The sequence below is a fragment of the uncultured Deefgea sp. genome, from assembly GCF_947072475.1.
Lineage (GTDB): Bacteria > Pseudomonadota > Gammaproteobacteria > Burkholderiales > Chitinibacteraceae > Deefgea.
Genome location: NZ_CAMTIA010000002.1, coordinates 1 through 19,233, shown reverse-complemented (window position 1 = coordinate 19,233; position 19,233 = coordinate 1). Strand labels below are relative to the sequence as shown.

The window sequence follows — 19,233 nt, the reverse complement described above, 5'->3', positions numbered from 1 at the left end:
GACCCGAGCGCGCCCAGCTCCGCTGTTCCCTCGGTCGATCGTGAGCCAAACGATACAACTGTTTGTCTCCCTCCTCACTCGGTGCGCTTGGACGGGTTTTAAGCCCCAGACCGACGAGCGTGGCACAGCATCAACACCAAATCTGAACATTGCCTAATATATGGGTATAGCCTGCACACCCATTGTTGTTAAATGGAGCAGGGCTATACCCATCCCATCCCATCCCATCGCAAACCATCGCAACGTCAACGTGTTGTTTCGGGTGTTAAATGACGCCCACGGCAAGTTAAATTAAATCACCATTGTTGTATGCAACAAGATAAATGCTATGGCATATTGCTAATGAGAATGCTTCTTGATAACATACGAGAATGATTCTCGATAACAAATACTCTTTATGTCTGGTGGTGTTGGCGCATGCGGGTTTGCTGCACGGGGTGATGAGTGCTCCCAGTAGTAGCCGCTTGCCAGAGCCGATCATGCTGCAAGCTGTGCCGCTCAGTCAGGGCGCGCCTGCGCCAGTGATGATCAAGCCTGCGCCGGTCGTTCAAGCCAAGGCTGAGCCGACGGTGGTGAAAAAAGCCACCCCTAAAACCGCAGTAAAAACGCCGATGGCGGTGGCTAAACCTAGCCGTGTTGCGCCAACGCCAGAGCGTAGCGCCACCATGACGGTGGCGGCCGCCGAAAAATCCACGCCAGCTACTGACAGCCAAGCGGCGGAGACGGCGCAAGTGGCGAGTCCGGCGCTGCCATCGAGCGCCGGGGCGCGTGGGCAAAGCGCGGAGGTGGTCGATAGCGTGACTGAACCGAGCTTTCACGCCAATTATTTAAACAATCCCAAACCGCCATACCCACCCCAGTCTTTGGCCTTAGGTGAAAAAGGCGTGGTGATGCTCAGGGTGCAAGTGAGTGCCACGGGCAGTGCCGAAGCGGTGAGTTTGCAGCAAAGCAGTGGTTATCCGCGCTTAGATCGGGTGGCGCAGAACACCGTGACGCAATGGCGTTTTGTTCCGGCCAAGCGCGGCCAAGATGCGGTAGCGGGTACGGTGATTGTGCCGGTGCATTTTTCTATTAAAAAGTCTTGAGGTTGATGATGGATTTGTCTTTGGTTTTGCATTCGGGCGACCCGATTTTGCAGTCGGTATTTGGTTTGTTGGTGTTGATGTCGATTGTCAGTTGGGTGGTGATCGTGGCGCGCTCACGCTTGCTATGGGTAATGAAGCGGCATCAGCAGCGTTTTATGAGCCAATTTTGGGAGGCCAGCGATTGGCAAGTTGCGCTTAATCTGGCGGCCAGCAATCAATCGCCAGCAGCAAAATTGGCGACAACGGGCGCTGCTGGTTTGCAGCATTACCGCGCACACGAAGGCCGTGGTTTGGCCAAAGCGGTGTCACTCGATGATTATTTGGTGCGGCAATTGCGTACTGGTTTAAGCCAAGAAACCGCCAAGATGGAACGTGGTTTAACTTGGCTGGCCACCACCGGTTCGGTGGCGCCTTTTATTGGTTTATTCGGCACCGTGTGGGGCATTTATAACGCCTTGGTCGGCATTGCTGCCAGCGGCAATGCGTCACTCGCCACGGTGGCAGGCCCGATTGGCGAAGCTTTGGTGGCGACAGCGGCCGGTTTGGCGGTGGCGATTCCGGCGGTGGTGGCGTACAACGCGTTTATTCGTGCCAATCGCCGCTTTGGCCAAGAGCTCGATGGTTTTACCCATGATTTGCACGCGCAATTATTAAGCGAAGTGAACTGATTGAGCGGACTGAACAGATTAAGACGCGGGTGCTGCGGGTTTCAATCCTGCGGATTTGAGCCCGCGCTGGCGAAGAATAAAGGAGTGGATGATGGGATTTGGTAGTTTTGGGCAGCAAGATGCCGCGCCAATGGCAGAAATCAATACCACGCCGTTGGTGGATGTGATGCTGGTGCTGTTGGTGGTGTTTATTGTCACCGCGCCAGTGATGACGCATGCCGTCAAAGTCGAGCTACCGAAGGCCACGGCCAGCGTGCAGCAGGTGGTTAAAACGCCGCTGCGTTTAACGCTGAAAGCCGATGGCAGCTTGCTTGATGAACAATCCGTGCTCAATGCCGCGCAGTTGGACGCTAAATTGGCCGCCGTTTTTAAAGCCGATCCGCAAACTGAAGTGCATTTATATGCCGATAAAACCGTGCAATACGAGCGAATCGCGCAAACCATGGCGGCAGCGCAGCGCGCCGGTTTAAGCAAAATCGGCTTGATGACCAATGGGCAAGGAGGCTGATTTGTCCTGTTAACTGAAGTTATTGCGTAAAGGTCAGTTGCCGCGTGCTTGCTGGCGCTAAATAGGCGCGAGTCAGGGCGTTGAGCATCGGCTGTTACACCAACACTTACCCTCGTTTTGGCGGTTAACCCCGCCTTTTTTTTGTTCAAAAATTGATTAATAGAGATACTCATGCGAGATAAATCAGGTATTCGGCATTTTGCCAAATTCCCCGCAGCAGCAGCGTTGTTCAGCGCCGTTGCCGGCGGCGTTCATGCCAATGAGGCGGTATTAGCGCCGGTTGAAGTGAGTGCTGAAGCCAGTCAAAATGGCACTTCTAACACGTATAACGCGCCAACCGTGAGTGTTGGCCGTATGCAGCAAGATACCCTTGATGTTCCGCAATCGGTGACCACCATCACCCAAGAATTAATGCACGATCAAGATGCCAATACAGTCAAAGAAGCGCTGCGTAATGCCGTCGGCGTGACCTTTAATGCCGCTGAAGGCGGCGCCAGTGGCGATGGGATTCGCATTCGTGGCTTTGGCGCTTCCAATGATTTGTATCTCGATAGTTTCCGCGATGCGGCGCAATACAACCGCGACACCTTTTTTATTGATTCAGTCGAAGTATTACGCGGCCCAGCGTCGATGTTATTTGGCCGTGGTTCAACCGGCGGCGTCGTCAATCAAGTGAGTAAAAAAGCCTTTAAAGGCGATTTAAACCAAGTGACCACCACCTTGGGAACCGATGCCTATTACCGCGCCGAGGGCGACTTTAATAAAGCCATTAACGACAACACCGCGATTCGCTTGAATGTGATGGGGCAAAAAGCCGATAGTTTCCGCGATGGCGCAGAAATGAATCGTTGGGGCGTCGCGCCGACGGTGACCTTTGGCATTGGCGAGCCGACCCAACTGAGCGTGATGTATTTGCATTACGAAGAAAACAACGTGCCCGATTATGGCGTGCCGTATTACCGTAAGAGTGCGTCGATTCATGGTACTGATCAACCGATTGGCAATGTCGATCAGTTTTATGGTCTACGCGACTTTGATTCAGAAGACACCGTGGCCGATATGCTGAGCTTGAATTTTCAGCATCAAATTACCCCTAATTTATTGCTAAAAAACGGCACGCGTTTGGGTAAATACCAGCTTGATTTACGCGCTAGCGCACCCGGCTTGCAATTTGCCAAGCCTTCCGACGCTTTAAGCGACAGCACTAAGGTCACTCGTGGTCGTAAATTACGGATGCGCGATCAAGAAATTATCTCCAATCAAACCGATGTGTTGTGGGATGTAGAAACCGGCACTATCCGCCACAGCATTTTGGCAGGGATGGAGTTAACGCGCGAAAAACTCACCAGCACCGGCCGCATGCAATTAGATTTAACCGGAACAGCTAAACCCAATGATGCTGGTTTAAGACCTTGCATTATGCCGTCGACCACCGTGGGTAATCCAAGTTTAGGCGGCGCGCCCAATTGCAGCGCACCGGTCAATACCGTGGCCGCGCATTCAACCGCCGATACGGTGGCGTTCTACTTGCAAGACATGATTGATTTAACCCCGCATTGGAAAGTTTTACTCGGCGCGCGTTACGATCATTTCAAAGCTGAAACCACCAATGAATCCTTCACCAAACTGCCCGCTGCGCCCAATACTGGCCGCACTGATAATGTATGGAGCTGGCGCACTGGCTTGATTTATCAGCCGACTGCGGTGCAATCGTATTATGTGTCGTACGGCACGTCGTTTAATCCATCGGCTGAGGCGTATTCAACCGATCCAAAGAGCGCGCTGACCGATCCAGAAAAAAACGCCAACTACGAAATTGGCGCCAAGTTTAATTTGTACGACGGTCGTTTGGCCTTGCGCACGGCGATTTTCCGTACCGAAAAAACCAATGAACGCCAAACCGATATCGAGCCCGGTGTCGTGAAGCCGTATTTGCTGTCGGGTCGCCGTTATACCGACGGGATTGAGCTAGAAGCCGCAGGGCAGTTGAGCGCCGATTGGCAAATCTTTGCCGGTGTGGCGTTGATGGATCCGGTGATTGCCGAGATTACCAATCCACAACGCAAATACCAAGAAGGCAATATGCCGGACAATGCGCCGCGCTATACCGCCAATTTGTGGACCACGTATCAAATCGACGGCAATTGGAAAGTTGGTGGCGGCTTTAACGCCATGGGCAAGCGCTACACCAATTTGGACAATATCGTGAACCTGCCGGGCTATGTGCGTTGGGATGCGATGGCCGAATGGAGTCATCGTGATGTGAGCGTGCAGCTCAATGTGTACAACTTATTTGATACCGACCATTACGAAGGTTTGTATCAAGGCTTCACTCTACCGGGCACTAAGCGTTCTGCCCGTTTGAGCGCCAGCTATAAGTTTAATTAAGTCGTAAAACCAAGACAGCAAAGTCCCCATCCTGAATGCCGGGCTTTGCTGTTGCTGTTTTTAGTTTGTGTTCAGACTTTGGGTTGATGCCGTGCCGTAGGCACTTCAAGCCATTGACAAGCAATCTGAGTTTTATTGCTTGGGTATTGCCATAGCGGTATTGAATAGCATGCCTTAGATTTACATACCTATATTAAATGGGGCATGTCCAGATTAGGTGTTGATGCTGTGCCGCGCTCGTCGAGCTGGGGCTTAAAAACCCGTCTAAGCGCACCGAGTGAGGAGAGAGACAAACAGCTATATCGTTTGGCTCACGACGATCGAGGGCACAGCGGAGCTGGGCGCGCTCGGGTCGCCTTTCTTTTCCCCCAACTCTTTGGCGGACAAAGAGTTGGGGTCCCCGTCGCGGACTGCGACTGTAAACACCCGTGCCGCAGGCACTTAAAACCATCAACACCAAATCTGAACATGGCCACTAAATGGCAAAGATATGGCGAGTCTGGTTGTGTTTTTGCTTGATGTTTGAAATTTGAAATCTGGAGTTTTGTATGTTGTTACACATCCCCGCAGTACTTGATTTGGCGACCGTCAAAGCCTGCCGTGAACGGCTAGATCAAGCCGATTGGTTGGACGGGCGAATTACCGCTGGTAGTCAGTCGGCCAAAGTCAAAAACAATCAGCAATTGGCCAACGATGAAGCCAATGCGGTGGCGGTGCGGGCGGTGATTTTGGCGGCGCTGGCTAAAAATGATTTGTTTTTTTCTGCCGCTTTGCCCAAGCGAATTTTTCCGCCGTTATTTAATCGTTATGGCGAAGGCATGGGTTTTGGTATGCACGTTGATAATGCCATGCGCCGCATTACCGACACCGGTGAATGGGTGCGTTCGGACTTATCGGCAACCTTGTTTTTTTCTGAGCCAGATGAATACGATGGCGGTGAATTGGTGATTGAAGACACCTACGGCGTACACGAAGTCAAACTTGCAGCCGGCGATATGGTGCTGTATCCGTCGAGTAGTTTGCACCGCGTTGAGCCAATTACCCGAGGCCATCGGGTGGCGTCGTTTATGTGGCTGCAAAGCATGATTAAAGACGGTACTGAACGCGGCTTATTGTTTGATTTGGATCGCAATATTCGTCAGTTACGTCAAGATATGGGCGACACGGAAACGGCGATTTCAATGACCGGGATTTATCATAATTTGTTACGAAAATGGGGTGATATTTAATAAAACCGGACTGGCTGTTAAAAATACCACGCTAAACGGTCGCGATTAGATTGAATTTTTTGGTCTTAGCCGCATCTATACAGATTATTTATAATTTGGATTGATTCATGGAAGTGTTCTTACTGCTGGGGCTGATTTTGCTCAATGGCCTATTTGCCATGTCGGAGTTGGCCTTGGTGAGCTCGCGCAAAGCGCGGCTGAGTAAAATGGCAGAAGCAGGAAATAAAGGCGCTGCAGCGGCTTTAAAGCTGGCCGATGAACCAACTAAATTCATGTCTACGGTGCAAATTGGTATCACCTCAATTGGGGTTTTAAGCGGTATTGTCGGTGAATCAGTGCTGGCCGAGCCGTTTGCCCTGTGGCTGATCCAATCGGGTTTGCGCCCTGAACTCAGTTCCACAATTGCCACGGTGTTGGTGGTGATGTCGGTGACGTATTTCTCGATCGTGTTTGGTGAATTAGTCCCAAAACGACTCGGACAAATCAGCCCAGAAAAAATCGCCTGCTTAATCGCCCGGCCGATTCAGGTTTTAGCGTTGATTTCACGCCCCTTTGTGCGCTTACTCACTGGCTCAACCAAAGGCGTGTTGAGCTTGCTGGGGGCCGATCAAAGTACCCAACAAAGCGTCACGCAAGATGAAATCGATGCCGTGCTGCACGAAGGCTCGGCGGCCGGTTTAATCGAAGAGCACGAGCACACCATGATGAAAAATGTGCTGCGCTTAGACGACAGAAAAGTGGCGTCCTTGATGGTGCCACGCTCAGAAATGGTGGTGCTCGATTTAGACAACACGGTGGCACAAAATATGGCGATTGTGTCGCAAGCGCGTTATTCACGCTTTCCGGTATGCCAAAATGGGCTAGATAATTTGCTCGGGATTTTAAGCGCCAAAGACATTTTGCAAAAAATGCTTAAAGGCGAGTCGATTGATTTATCCAGTAATTTACAGCCTTGCGTGTTTGTACCCGAAACGCTGAGCGGTTTAGAACTGCTCGACCAAATGCGCACTTCCGGCGTTGAAATGGTCTTTTTGATCGATGAATACGGCGAAGTGCAAGGCTTGGTCACATTGCAAGACGTACTTGAAGTATTGACCGGTGAATTTACTACCGACGACAGCAGTGATGCTTGGGCGGTGCAGCGGGTCGATGGCTCGTGGTTGCTCGATGGTTTGATTCCGATTCCAGAGCTTAAAGATCGCTTGGCCTTGCCGACGGTACCGGATGAAGAAAAAGGCAGTTATCACACCTTAAGCGGTTTGGTGATGCTGCTATTGGGGCAAATGCCCAGAACCGGTGATATTGCGCAATGGGAAAACTGGCAGTTTGAAGTGGTGGATATGGATGGTCGCCGCATCGATAAAATTCTTGCCACCGAAAAACCAGCAACGCCGATTGACGTGATCAGCAAAAACAGTGATGGCTAGGGTATCGCTATGTTTAGCTTGTAGGTCAAAACCTGCATAGATATACATACTTTTTTTTGCGATGTTCAGATTACGTGTTGATGATTTTAAGTGCCTGCGGCACATTATTTTACAGTCGCAGTCCGCGACGGGGACCCTCTTTCTTTGACTCGCCAAAGAAAGAGGGGGAAAGAAAGGCGCCCCGGGCGCGCCCAGCTCCGCTGTGCCCTCGATTGTCGTGAGCCAAACGATAAAACCGTTTGTCTCCCTTTCGCACTCGGTGCGCTTGGACGGGATTTTAAGCCCCAACTCGACGAGCGTGGCACAGCATCAACACCAAATCTGAACATTACCTTTTTTTTACCTATTTTGAAGTGCAGCATTTAAATGCTGCAGCATGAGTTGGTAAGTGATTAATGCCGTTACGTAATTTACGTAACGGCATTTTTGTCGCTGTAATCGGGGTGATTCATGGTTTGGTTTTGCCGTTGGCAAAGCTAAACCGCGATGTTTTTCGGCCAGTGCTGCCCTCACTTGGTATCATGCACGACACATTCTTTGATTAAGGCCTGCTATGCCCTTTAGCGTTTTGGGTTTATCGCCCGCTCTGACCCTTGCTGCCAGCAAAAAAAAATTCCTTCAGCCTACGCCGATTCAAGCTGCGGCCATTCCGGCTATTTTACGCGGCGAGGACGTGCTGGCGCAGGCGGCGACCGGATCGGGTAAAACCGCGGCTTTTGCTTTGCCTTTATTGCAATTGGTGCAAGGCGCTGGGCGTAAGGTATTGATTTTGGTGCCAACGCGTGAGTTGGCGATGCAAGTGGGGCAAGAAATCAAATCGCTGGTACAAATGCTAGCGACGCCGATTAAAGTGGTGGCGGTATTTGGTGGCGTGTCGATCAATCCACAAATGATGCAATTGCGCGGCCGGGCCGATGTTTTGGTCGCCACACCGGGGCGCTTGCTCGATTTGATTGGGCAAAATGCGATTAAGCCTGAAGTCTTTAGCATGCTGGTGCTCGATGAAGCCGATCGCTTGCTGGATATGGGCTTTAGCGAAGAAATCAATCGTATTTTGGCCTTGCTACCCAGCCAGAGACAAAATTTATTATTCTCGGCGACCTTTCCAAGCAATGTCAATGCGCTGGCCGATGCGATTTTGCAGCAGCCCACACGCATTATCATTGAAAACAACGCTGAAAATCGCCCGGATATTTTGCAGCGCGCCATCGTGGTGGATGAAGCGCGGCGTGCTGATTTATTGGTGCAGTTGATTTTAGGTTGTGGGGATGAGCGCGCCTTGGTGTTTGTTGCATCAAAAAATATCGCCGAACAATTGGCGCGCTATTTAGCCAGTGCCGGAATTAAAGCCGCGCCATTTCATGGTGAATTTAGCCAAGGTCGGCGCAGCCAAGTCTTGGCCGAATTTAAATCCAGTAATTTACAAGTGGTGGTGGCGACCGATTTAGCGGGGCGTGGGATTGATATTGACGACTTGCCTTGCGTGATTAATTTTGACTTACCGCGCTCGCCCGCCGATTACACCCATCGCATTGGCCGCACTGCGCGTGCGGGTGGCAGTGGGGTGGCGATTAGCTTGGTGACGCCGCACAGTGAAGCGCATTTTAGATTGCTCGAAAAACGCCTTGAAATGCGGCTTGCACGCGAGCAAGTCGTCGGTTTTATTGCGCAAGAATCAGCCGTTGCTGGCTCAGCTGAGGGCGGTATTAAAGGCGCTCGAATGAGTAAAAAAGATAAATTACGTGCCGCTGCCGCCAGAGCGCAGCAAGAAGGGCATGAGCCAGACTCAAATTGACAGTAGGGCGAGAGGGCTTTTCAGCTTAAGATTAAACTACCGATAGTCCAATTAAATCGCACCGTTGAGCGCTATTTAGCCCGATTTCAAATCAGTAGACGCTATAGCTAAATCCGGATTAATCGAAACAGGAGTAGGACGATGAAAACCCTCTTAATGCTGGCCTTGGCGTTTACTTTTGCGATGAGCGCCGTACGTGCAGGTGATATGAATCACATGGGACTTTCGGGCGCTGAACAAGCCGATCTAGCAAGCAAATATGCCGGTTCACAGGGCAAGTAATCTGGCATTACTGCGCACTCAAACGCACCGCGTCTTAAATTAACCACAGGGCACCTTCGGGTGCTCTTTTTTATTGTTTACTAGGGTCTGTTGACGTTTGGCTTGCCAACCGTGTTTGCGCGTATTTTGGCCTGAGGTACAGGCACGAAGCGCGTAGCTTAGTCGTAAGACGCCAGCGCTGCGGGAAACCAAACGTCAATAGACCCTAGCCGGAGGTTCTAATTTTTTGAATTGAAATGAATGGCATGACCGCTGGATGGGCATTTTAAAGGCGGAACTAGGCACTATGATGCGTCATCGCTTTGGCATTGACCCAAGTATCAAATTGCTCTGCAGTTAATAGACCTAAATCCAGCGCAGCTTGTTTTAAAGTGCAGTTTTGTTTCAGGGCGTATTTGGCGATTTCGGCGGATTGATCGTAGCCCAGATGTGGGCTGAGCGCGGTAACCAGCATTAAGGATTGTTCAAGCAGTGCGGCAATATGCTCGCGCTCTACAGCGATGCCGACAATACAATGCGTCGTGAGGCTCGCCATACCATCGCGTAATAGGCGCAGACTTTGCAAAAAATTATAGGCAATTAATGGTTTAAAGACATTGAGTTCAAAATTGCCCGACGCCGCCCCGATGCTGATGGCGACATCATTGCCCATTACTTGGCAGCACAGCATCGTCATCGCTTCGCATTGGGTAGGATTGACTTTGCCGGGCATGATTGAGCTGCCCGGTTCGTTTTCAGGTAGGCGTAATTCGCCCAAGCCACAGCGCGGGCCCGATGCTAACCAGCGAATATCATTGGCGATTTTAATTAAGGCCGTGGCCAAGGTTTTCATCGCGCCATGCGCGCTAACCATTGCATCGTGGCCAGCTAAAGCGGCAAATTTATTACTCGCGCTTTCAAAGGGTAAACCGGTTTGCAGCGCTAATTCGGCCGCAACGCGCGCGCCAAATTGTGGATGCGTATTGAGGCCCGTGCCGACGGCCGTGCCGCCAACGGCCAATTGGCATAAGGCCGGCAAACTGAGTTTGAGCATGTGTTCGGCGTGCTCCAGTTGGCTATACCAGCCGGATATTTCTTGCCCGAGCGTGATCGGCGTTGCGTCTTGCAAATGCGTGCGGCCGATTTTGATAATGTCGGCAAACTCAGCCGCTTTGCTGTGAAGGCTGTCAATCAGCCGGCTTAAACTAGGTAATAACTCGTCTTGAATCCCTTGCGCGGCGGCAACGTGCATCGCGGTGGGAAAAATATCATTACTCGATTGCCCAAGATTCACGTCGTCATTGGGGTGTAATAATCGCGCCGCGCCGCGCGAGCCACCGAGTAATTCAGACGCTCGATTGGCGAGCACTTCATTCATATTCATATTGCTTTGCGTGCCTGAGCCTGTTTGCCAAACCAAGAGCGGAAACGCCGCTGCGTGTTGCCCTGCCAGCACCTCATCGGCCGCCGCAATAATCGCGTTGGCCTTATTGCCATCGAGCAAACCCAGCGCTTGATTGCTCGCCGCGCAGGCGCGTTTCACCCGCGCCAAAGCCTGCATTAATTCAGTCGGCATCGTCTCGTTTGAGATATGAAAATGCAATAAAGAGCGCTGCGTTTGCGCGCCCCATAATGCCGACTCTGGCACTTCAATGGCGCCAAAGGAATCGGTTTCAATGCGGTAGTTGCTCATGATCTTGCCCTATAGCGAGTCGATCATTTGGTATAGCGCAAGCGAGCCAGCGTTGCCGTGTGAACACCCAATTGGACTTGACCAGTGCGTCGATAAGCGGCTTAAACGTGGCGGCAAACCAAACGTCAACAAACCCTAGGTATTAGCATCTAGGCCAATTACCAAATACCCTACAGCTAAATACCTGCATTTATTTTGATTGGCTGGGATTGAATAAGGCGCTTACTATTTGAACCTGCGGGCTGAAATTAAAGGCGGTGCGGTTTGACACGCTTACAACAAATTCAAAAATAAAACGACCGTTTATATTTCTGCAATACAAGGCGAGGAGGATGGCGCTCTTTCTGGGAGAAAACCGTGGATCGCCGTCAATTTATTCGTCTTGCTGGCTTTATGACTGCCAGCGCTGCTAGCCCGCTGTTGCTCACTGCTTGTGGTGGCACTGATTCGGCTTTAGGGCCAACGGAGAGCCCTAGCCCAAGTGCGAGCCCTAATCCTTTGCAGTATCAATTTCCGCAAGGCATTGCGGCAGGCGATCCGCGCAGCGACAGCATCGTCTTATGGACTCGCGTTTTGCCGCGCAATGTCGACCCGATTGCCAGCCAAGGTGCGGCAATGAATAGCACGATTCAGTTATTGGTGACCGAGGGCGATCCAGCGGGTTTGACCGGTAGCGAAGGGGTGTTAACGGGTAAAGTGGTTGCTAATGTGACGCTCGCGGCGCTCTCGGAGTGGGATCATAGCGTACGCCATAAATTAACAGGTCTAGCGGGCAATACCTACTATGGGTATCAGTTTATTGTGAATGGTTCGCGCTCGATGGTGGGGCGCTTTAAAACTGCAGCGGCAGCCAATGCTGATTTGGCGCAATTGCAGTTTGCGTTTTTGTCTTGTCAGGATTGGAGCATTCATCACTGGGGTGGCTTTAGCCAATTGTTGACTGAGGATCTCGATTTTATCGTGCATCTTGGTGATTATATTTATGAAACCATTGGTGAAGACTTTCAAACCGGTCAGGTTGAAGCTCGGCATGGCGCTTTAAAATTGCCCGATGGTGCGTTTAAAGCGGGCAATAGCGGTGCGCGCTATGCGCTGACTTTGGCCGATTACCGCGCGCTGTATAAGCAATACCGCAGCGATGCACGTTTGCAGCAAGTGCATGCGCGCTTTGCGATGATTGCCATCTGGGATGATCATGAGTTTTCCGATGATTGCTGGGGCGACGCGACCACGTACGACAATGGGACTTACGATCCACAGCGCGGCGGTGATAACAAGCACGAAACGACGCGTCGCCGCTCGGCCAATCAAGCATGGTATGAGTTTATGCCGGCCGATATCGTGTTTGACGCCAATGCCAGTGGTTTTCATACCGTGCGACTGTATCGCGATTTCCAATTTGGCCAGCTGATGCATTTGGTGATGACCGACGAGCGACTCTACCGCGCCGACCATATCTTGCCCGAGGCGGCAGTAGGCAGCAGTATTGGTAGTCGTTATTTAGTGCCTAGCCAGCAATTAAGTGCGGTAGAAGCGCAAAAAATGGCCATCGGTAAAGCGCAGGGCGATGAGTTGGCGCTGGTGTCGATTTTGGGTAAAACCCAGCGCGAATGGTGGAAAAGCACGCTTAAAAATTCCAAAGCGCAGTGGAAAGTGTGGGGCAATGAAGTGTCTTTGCTCAAAATGCGCTTAGACGCACGCAATTTGCCGGGCGTACCGAGCGCTTTGCAGCAAGACTTGCTCCTTAACGCCGATCAGTGGGACGGATTTAATGCCGAGCGCAGCGATTTGCTGCAATTTATTCGCCAAAATCAAATCAAAAATGTGGTGGCCATTACCGGTGATATTCATAGTTTTTACGCCGGTGTAGCGCATGCTGACTACAGCGCTACGCCGCCCAATACGCCAGCATTGATCGATTTGGTGACGGCGGGAATGAGTAGCGATTCGTTCTACCATTATTTTGCCAGTGCCGTGCGTGACCCGGCTTTGGCGAGTGCACAGGCTTTGGTGTTTAGTAGTGAAGCGGGAGCCGAGCAGATCGCGATTCAAATGCTCAGCGTCGGCATCGCGCAGCAAGCCGGGGTGAGCGATTTAAGTAATACCAGCCAAGTGAGCGCCGCCGTGGCGGGGGCCATCAACGCTAAAATCGTGCCAGCACAAGCTTTTGTCGCCACTGCCGGGCTAAGTCGCAGCGAGGTGAATACCTTTAATGATTTACTGGGCGGGCAACTTGGGCAAACCATTGCCGCGCTGATTGCCAATTTGGCGGCGACTAAAAAATCCATCGCCGCGCAAACGCTGGCGGGTTTTATTGCGCAAAATATTGCGCAAAAAATCGGCGGCGGCATCACTGCGGCGCAGATCCCCGCCAGCCAAGTTACGCCGTTTTTGAATCCATTTGCCAACCCAGCAACGGGTGCTGCGCCGGTAAATAATCCGTGGATTCGTTACGCCGATACCGATGCACAAGGCTACGCGCTGGTGAAACTAACGCCGACGCAATTGCAATGCACCTTCCGCAAAATCAACCCCTTGCAAAACGGCCAAGTTCCTAGCCCGGTGATTATGAAAGACACGCAATTGTCGATTCAATCAGGAGTGCTTGAGGTGAAAGTCAATTAATGGCTGGGCGCTGTTTGTTCAGTAAATTGAGTTGCGGCATGAGAATCAATCGATGGTCATGTCGCACTGATCAAAACCTTTTTGACGCAGAGACGCAGAGGCGCAGAGAAAAACCAAATCAGATCAAACCCTAAACGCAATAAAACCTTTTGACGCAGAGACGCAGAGGCACGGAGAAAGGCCAAATCAGAATGGAGCAAACACGATGATTTAAACCATGTTTTGCTGATGTTTTGCTTGGTTTGCTCTGCGTCTCTGCGTTGAATTTTAGAAAAACCTTTTGACGCAGAGACGCAGAGGCATGGAGAAAGGCCAAATCAGAACTTAGCAAACACGATTTAAGCCGTGATTTGCTGATGTTTTTGCTCTGGTTTCCTCCGCGTCTCTGCGCCTCTGCGTTGGATTTTGGATGTTTAACGCTGCAATGAATCGCGTTTATTTACACCATTGTTTTTCGCAAGGAATGCCGTCGTTATTGCCGTCCATTTTGACATTGGGGCAGTTTTTGATGAAATACATCGCTTCTGCGCAAGAGCTCATTTGTGAGCAGAGTTGTCGGCCGTCACAGCGGTAATTACTGACGATGGCGGGTGGGTTGCTGGTGGCCGTTTTGCTTGGTGCAGGTAGGTTGGAGGCCGGTGGGTTAACTGCGGTTGGGCGGCTGGTTTTACCACTGGCGCGCCATTGCCATGGCGCTTCAGCTGCAGGGTCGATCCACAAGCCATATTTAGCCGCCTTGGCTTGTTTCTCGGCTGCGCGGTATTTTTCATCGCTACCGTATTGGGTATAAAACCAAGCCATGCCGCGTTTGATTTGCTCCAGATTGACATCCATCCCACCAACAAACACTTTGCCGACGCTGCGACCATATTGATCTTGGGTGTCGACCTGCACGGTGACGTCTTTTCGATAAATTAAATCCGACAAAGATTGTTTGGATTTTTCGCCAAAAGCTTGGTCTCGTTCGGGCGCGTCGATTTGCCACAGGCGGATTTTGACTGGCTTTCTGTCAGTAGTGAGTAGTGTGGCGGTGTCGCCATCGTTAATGCCAATAATTTGGCCGCTCAGGGTTTCGGCGTGTGCCGAGGTCATGAGTAATAAAACTAGAAAAAAACGCAGCATTTTGAGGCCTTGGCAGGATGAATCAAATAGGGTGTCGATCGACAAAGGTTTTTTGTCGCGTGGTTTTACTTTGGCAGACCAGTTTTGTGCGAGGGATTGTACAGATAGTTGTAAGTTTTTGAATTAAATACTTTCAGGATCTTGATCAATAGCGCAGTGTGAAACTGATCATTAAAAATAATGCCAACGCGCCATTCATCGACTAGGCTTTATTTGCTGCGGCGCAGCAATGTTTTTTGCAATAGCGTGATTATCCTAATGCAAAAGATAAAACCGGTTTGCTGATTATTGGATTAAGGAGCGATTGATGGCTGTGGCAGAAAAAAAATCATCTCAAAAACCGCGAATTGCCTTGGTGCTACAAGGCGGTGGCGCCTTAGGGGCTTATCATATTGGCGCGTATCAAGCTTTGCATGAGGCTGGCTTAGAACCGGATTTTTTTGCGGGTATCTCGATCGGGGCCATTAATGCCTGCATCTTAGCGGGCAATACCCCTGAAGATCGTTTAAGCCAGCTTGAAGCCTTATGGTCGGATATTTCGCGTAAAAATATGAGTGGCGAATATTTGCAGGGCGATTGGCGGCGAATGTATAACAAATTGAGCTTTATGGAAGCGGTCACCATGGGCCAGCCCAATTTTTGGCAGCCACGCTTTCCTAGCCCTTTGTTACTGAATGATATGTCGCCCGAGACCGCCAGTTTTTGCGATACATCGCCAATGCGGGCCACATTGCAGCGTTTGGCTAATTTTGATTTGATCAATCATCAAGGCGCGCAATTGGTGTTGGGCGCGACCAAGGTCACCACCGGCGACTTGGTTTTTTTTGATAATCATCGGCAAACCATCGGCCCCGAGCATGTTTTAGCCAGTGGCTCATTGCCACCAGGCTTTCCGGCCACTGAGGTCGATGGTGAGCTGTATTGGGATGGCGGCTGTGTGTCTAATACGCCATTGGACGCGATTTTTCAAAGTGAGCTTGATGGCAACACTTTGGTGTTTATGATTGATTTATGGGATGCACACGGCCCAGCACCGCGCAATATGGAGAGTGTGGCGTGGCGACAAAAACAGATTCAATACGCCAGCCGAACTCGGCAGCATATTGATACCTTGGCCAAGCAACATAATCATCGCCGCGCGATGCATCATGTCTCGCAAGGCGCTAATGTCGATATTAGTGCGGTGAGCGATGATTTGAATCTGAGCGCGCACAATGGCAATGCCCACTTTGATATTGTGCACTTGGTGTATCAGCCTAGCGGTGAGCAGATTGCCGATTCCGATGCTGAATTTTCTCGACCGTCGATTTTAGAGCGGCGCAATGCCGGTTATGCCGATATGCAAAACGCCTTGGCCAAGTCGCCGTGGACGCAGCATGTGAAACCGGCGCATTTTGGCACGGCCGTGCATACGTTACGCGGTGAAGAGATGCAGACCTTGTGCCCAGTTTGAGCGGGCAGGCAAGATAAAAAAACGGCGCTGATTTGCAGCGCCGTTTTTTTTACCAGCAAGCGGCTGCGCCGCCGCTACCGCTGGCGGTTTTACCACCTTGAGAATCGATGCTGAGCGCGCCGCATTGCGTGTCTTGGCTCAATTGCGTACCAAGCGGGGTGGCGGTGACGGTGTAGCGGCGTGCGCTGGCAATATTAGTCGTAAATTGATAGCGCGTTGCCATGCCGCTCTCCGTTTGGCAAGCCAGCGTTGGGGATGCGCCGGTGTAATTCATATGCGTGGTGTAATAGCGCTCCATCAATTGCGCTTGCTCAGAAAGACACGCTTTAGCGGCCGCACGATGGCTGCGCACCACGTATTGCGTGTAAGAGGGATAGGCGATGGCGGCCAAAATACCAATAATGGCCACCACAATCATCATTTCAATCAGCGTAAAGCCATGCACAGCGCGGCGCGGGGATTTGATTTTCAACTTAAACTCCTAAAATTTCACGCCAAGAGGTGCGAACGATGCGCCCTAATTTGCCTTGGGTTTTAATGTGTGAAGTGCCAGCGTTTTCTAAGCTGGAAATCATGCCGTCACCCACAAAAATGGGCGCATTGGGGCTGCTGTCAAAGCCAACACCGCTGGCATACGCGCCGTCAATCTGGTCTTTTTCGTCGACTTTGCCATCGCCATTAAGGTCAAAAAATCCTTGCTCTAAACTCGCGCCGCTAAATGGATCGATGGCCATGGTGTAGCCGCGACCTTCGGGTAAGCAAGGATCGCTCCCGTCTGGAATCCGGCTGGTGCCGATCAAAGTATTGCCGCGAATTTGATTCGGCAGCAACATTCGCTCGCCTTCAATCGCCACGCCCGAGCCTTTAAAATCAATCACCCAGCCCGATTTGCCTTGCATATCATTGGCGCTGGGCGTGGACATCACGCGAATCGAGCCATTGGTGGTCGAGCCATCTTTGAGGATTCTTCGCACCATCAAGCTACTGCGCTCCACCGCTTGATTGCTATCGATAATGCCATACCAACTTTGCACGTCTTTATTGCTTAAGTCATTGGTATTTAAAAAACGGCCGGTGCCAAAAAACACCCAGCGTACTTTGGTTTTGGGGTTCACGACGGCAATTGGCGCAGCGCTAATCGCTTGGGCGCCGGAGCTACTGGTGGCGCTAAACAGCTTGATGGCAGTGGGGTTGTTTTTTGTCAGATTAAACTTCCACAGATTACCCAGTTGATCGCCGGCGTAGGCGGTGTCATGAATCCCATCGCTATTGGTATCCCACACATCGGCGGCAGACAGGCCGTTATTGCCTGCAATGCCGGTGTCGACAAATTTGGCATCACCGCTCTCGATATCAATCATCATCAATTGGGCTTTGTCGCCAGTACTGTTAAGGCCGTTGCCCATGATGGCGCTCCAACTGCCTTTGGCCAATTGCGCAATCACGGGTTTACCCAGTACTTGGCCAATGCTTGGTGCCCGTTGCGGATTGTTTTCCCACATTGGCAACATATTGTTGGGGTCGGTCACGTCTAGCGCAAAAGTCGCGCGCCCGCCTCGGCCTAGGCTGGCGACTAAGATGGTTTTCCAACGACTACCGACATACACATCGGCCACGGTGATTTCGCCGTCGACAAAGTATTGGTGGCTGTAATCAGGTGAGGCCGTGTTGGCCAGCTGCTGATTGAGTACGGCATTGGGAATAAACGCAAACACTTCAACGCCGGTTTTGGCGTTAAACCCGTGCAACATGCCATCGTTGCCGCCGACATACACCATCGGCGTGCGATTGGCTTTGTCGGTAGCAAATTGTGCATAACCGGCTTCTTTGGGATACAAGCGAGGATTCGGGCTGCCGACATACACTGGCGCTGAATTAACAATATCACCCAGTGCACTCGTGCGTATTCGCAATCCATCCGTACCTTCTTGGCTACGATCACCGCGCAAATAATTGACGATATTGGCAGTAAATATATTTGAATCTAAACCGCTGGCGCCAGATTTGAATTCAGTCTTGCCTGAGGCCGCTTGTGGGGTTTTATTAAAATAAATTTTACGATCCGCTGGCTTAGGTAGCGCGGCAACGGCGCTCCATAACGGCGTGGTTTCTGGTTTTTGCGTGGTTTGATTGATGGCGTAAGCGCTTAAATCACCGCTCCAGCTAGAGCTAGAAAACGTGGTTTGAAATACCGCTACGCCGGGCTCAATTTTATTACTCGACGAAGTGAGCGCAGCGGCCGAACTGGTTCGCTCCGCGCTGATACTGGCAAAGGCTTTAGTCAGGCCCGAGACCATATTTTGCGCATCACTGGCGACAAAGAAATTATCCGGGCGCTTGTCGCCTGTCGATAAGATGTCTTTGGTGGTGTACCACAGCGCATCGGCAATGCTGGTGGTTTGACTATCGTAGGGTTTAAAGTCGTTAGGGACTTTAAAACCGCCGTATTTACTCGCCAACCAATATTGATTGCTGCTGCGGTTGGCCAAAGAGCCACCTTCACGCACATCAACCCAATACGTTGATAGGGTTTGTTTGCCTTTAATGCGTTTGAGTAGCTCGCTACTGCTGGTGCTGCCTTCGGGCCGCATATCCACGGTGTGGGCGTCATAGGCTAAACCGGCGATAAACGCCGAGTTGTCGCGACCAGTAAATTGCGCATTAGCATTTATGTTAATGCCTTCTAAATCCGCTATTTTTTTCGTTGCGGTCACGACATTAATGGTTTTGTCATCACTCACTTCGCTTGGCATGGCAGGCTCACCGCTGCTATTGCTGCTACCAGGCAAGTTTTTGTCTCGGTGTGTATTGACGTCACCAATCCCTAAAATAACGTTTTTTTGGCACCAGTATTTAATCGGATCATCCCAGCGGGTAATCACCGGAAAGCCATCGGCTTGCTCATATTTTTGATTGCTATTGCCGGATAAAGTGGAATAACTCGCCACATTGCCGAGGTTTTTAAAGTAGCGGATTGCC

The 19,233-nt window shown here is 51.1% G+C and carries 14 protein-coding genes; 10 read left to right on the top strand and 4 right to left on the bottom strand.

From position 1 onward, the window contains the following. Positions 1–371 precede the first annotated feature (371 nt). The 8 genes from Q0V82_RS01270 (at position 372) to Q0V82_RS01235 (ending at position 9,382) form a co-directional block, all read left to right on the top strand. The gene (locus Q0V82_RS01270; protein ID WP_297572042.1) at positions 372–1,085 is read left to right on the top strand and encodes an energy transducer TonB; all 714 of its coding nucleotides are present in this window, start codon (positions 372–374) and stop codon (positions 1,083–1,085) included. Between the two features lie 5 nt (positions 1,086–1,090). Next, entirely contained in the window at positions 1,091–1,753 is a 663-nt protein-coding gene (locus Q0V82_RS01265) for a MotA/TolQ/ExbB proton channel family protein (RefSeq protein ID WP_297572040.1), read from the top strand. An 88-nt stretch (positions 1,754–1,841) separates the two neighbouring features. Beyond that, positions 1,842–2,261, top strand: a complete 420-nt coding sequence (locus Q0V82_RS01260) for a biopolymer transporter ExbD (RefSeq protein ID WP_297572038.1) — start codon at positions 1,842–1,844, stop codon at positions 2,259–2,261. 171 nt (positions 2,262–2,432) lie between these two features. Continuing rightward, the gene (locus Q0V82_RS01255; protein WP_297572036.1) at positions 2,433–4,649 is read left to right on the top strand and encodes a TonB-dependent siderophore receptor; all 2,217 of its coding nucleotides are present in this window, start codon (positions 2,433–2,435) and stop codon (positions 4,647–4,649) included. Positions 4,650–5,197: 548 nt separating this feature from the next. Further along, positions 5,198–5,878: a Fe2+-dependent dioxygenase gene (locus tag Q0V82_RS01250; protein WP_173533568.1), complete on the top strand. Its 681-nt coding sequence runs from the start codon at positions 5,198–5,200 to the stop codon at positions 5,876–5,878. A 107-nt stretch (positions 5,879–5,985) separates the two neighbouring features. Beyond that, positions 5,986–7,305, top strand: a complete 1,320-nt coding sequence (locus tag Q0V82_RS01245) for a hemolysin family protein (protein ID WP_297572033.1) — start codon at positions 5,986–5,988, stop codon at positions 7,303–7,305. A gap of 553 nt (positions 7,306–7,858) precedes the next feature. Continuing rightward, complete coding sequence (locus Q0V82_RS01240; RefSeq protein WP_297572031.1) at positions 7,859–9,100, top strand: DEAD/DEAH box helicase; 1,242 nt, start codon at positions 7,859–7,861, stop codon at positions 9,098–9,100. A 141-nt stretch (positions 9,101–9,241) separates the two neighbouring features. After that, positions 9,242–9,382 (top strand): hypothetical protein, encoded by a 141-nt coding sequence (locus tag Q0V82_RS01235; RefSeq protein ID WP_297572029.1) that lies wholly within the window; start codon positions 9,242–9,244, stop codon positions 9,380–9,382. Between the two features lie 277 nt (positions 9,383–9,659). Here Q0V82_RS01235 and fumC read toward each other — a convergent pair whose 3' ends face one another. Then, complete coding sequence (gene fumC, locus Q0V82_RS01230; RefSeq protein WP_297572027.1) at positions 9,660–11,054, bottom strand: class II fumarate hydratase; 1,395 nt, start codon at positions 11,052–11,054, stop codon at positions 9,660–9,662. 357 nt (positions 11,055–11,411) lie between these two features. Between fumC and Q0V82_RS01225 the strand changes: the two genes are divergently transcribed. Further along, the gene (locus Q0V82_RS01225) at positions 11,412–13,679 is read left to right on the top strand and encodes an alkaline phosphatase (RefSeq protein ID WP_297572025.1); all 2,268 of its coding nucleotides are present in this window, start codon (positions 11,412–11,414) and stop codon (positions 13,677–13,679) included. 435 nt (positions 13,680–14,114) lie between these two features. Here the strand turns inward: Q0V82_RS01225 and Q0V82_RS01220 are convergent, their stop codons facing one another. Then, a complete protein-coding gene (locus tag Q0V82_RS01220) occupies positions 14,115–14,801 on the bottom strand; it encodes a thermonuclease family protein (RefSeq protein ID WP_297572023.1) in 687 nt (228 codons plus the stop codon). Positions 14,802–15,108: 307 nt separating this feature from the next. On the opposite strand from Q0V82_RS01220, the gene Q0V82_RS01215 reads away from it, so the two are divergent. Continuing rightward, a complete protein-coding gene (locus Q0V82_RS01215) occupies positions 15,109–16,254 on the top strand; it encodes a patatin-like phospholipase family protein (RefSeq protein ID WP_297572021.1) in 1,146 nt (381 codons plus the stop codon). Between the two features lie 49 nt (positions 16,255–16,303). On the opposite strand, the gene Q0V82_RS01210 is transcribed toward Q0V82_RS01215, so the two are convergent. Beyond that, positions 16,304–16,726, bottom strand: coding sequence for a type IV pilin protein (locus Q0V82_RS01210; protein WP_297572019.1), 423 nt, complete (start codon positions 16,724–16,726; stop codon positions 16,304–16,306). A gap of 1 nt (position 16,727) precedes the next feature. Then, a partial coding sequence (locus Q0V82_RS01205; protein WP_297572017.1) for a pilus assembly protein occupies positions 16,728–19,233 on the bottom strand: 2,506 nt, incomplete at its 5' end.

Coding starts and splice junctions, on each gene's coding strand:
- Q0V82_RS01255 (WP_297572036.1), top strand. CDS start 2,433: ATGCGAGATAAATCAGGTATTCGGCATTTTGCCAAATTCCCCGCAGCA.
- Q0V82_RS01270 (WP_297572042.1), top strand. CDS start 372: ATGATTCTCGATAACAAATACTCTTTATGTCTGGTGGTGTTGGCGCAT.
- Q0V82_RS01220 (WP_297572023.1), bottom strand. CDS start 14,801: ATGCTGCGTTTTTTTCTAGTTTTATTACTCATGACCTCGGCACACGCC.
- Q0V82_RS01245 (WP_297572033.1), top strand. CDS start 5,986: ATGGAAGTGTTCTTACTGCTGGGGCTGATTTTGCTCAATGGCCTATTT.
- Q0V82_RS01215 (WP_297572021.1), top strand. CDS start 15,109: ATGGCTGTGGCAGAAAAAAAATCATCTCAAAAACCGCGAATTGCCTTG.
- Q0V82_RS01260 (WP_297572038.1), top strand. CDS start 1,842: ATGATGGGATTTGGTAGTTTTGGGCAGCAAGATGCCGCGCCAATGGCA.
- Q0V82_RS01250 (WP_173533568.1), top strand. CDS start 5,198: ATGTTGTTACACATCCCCGCAGTACTTGATTTGGCGACCGTCAAAGCC.
- Q0V82_RS01240 (WP_297572031.1), top strand. CDS start 7,859: ATGCCCTTTAGCGTTTTGGGTTTATCGCCCGCTCTGACCCTTGCTGCC.
- Q0V82_RS01265 (WP_297572040.1), top strand. CDS start 1,091: ATGATGGATTTGTCTTTGGTTTTGCATTCGGGCGACCCGATTTTGCAG.
- Q0V82_RS01235 (WP_297572029.1), top strand. CDS start 9,242: ATGAAAACCCTCTTAATGCTGGCCTTGGCGTTTACTTTTGCGATGAGC.
- fumC (WP_297572027.1), bottom strand. CDS start 11,054: ATGAGCAACTACCGCATTGAAACCGATTCCTTTGGCGCCATTGAAGTG.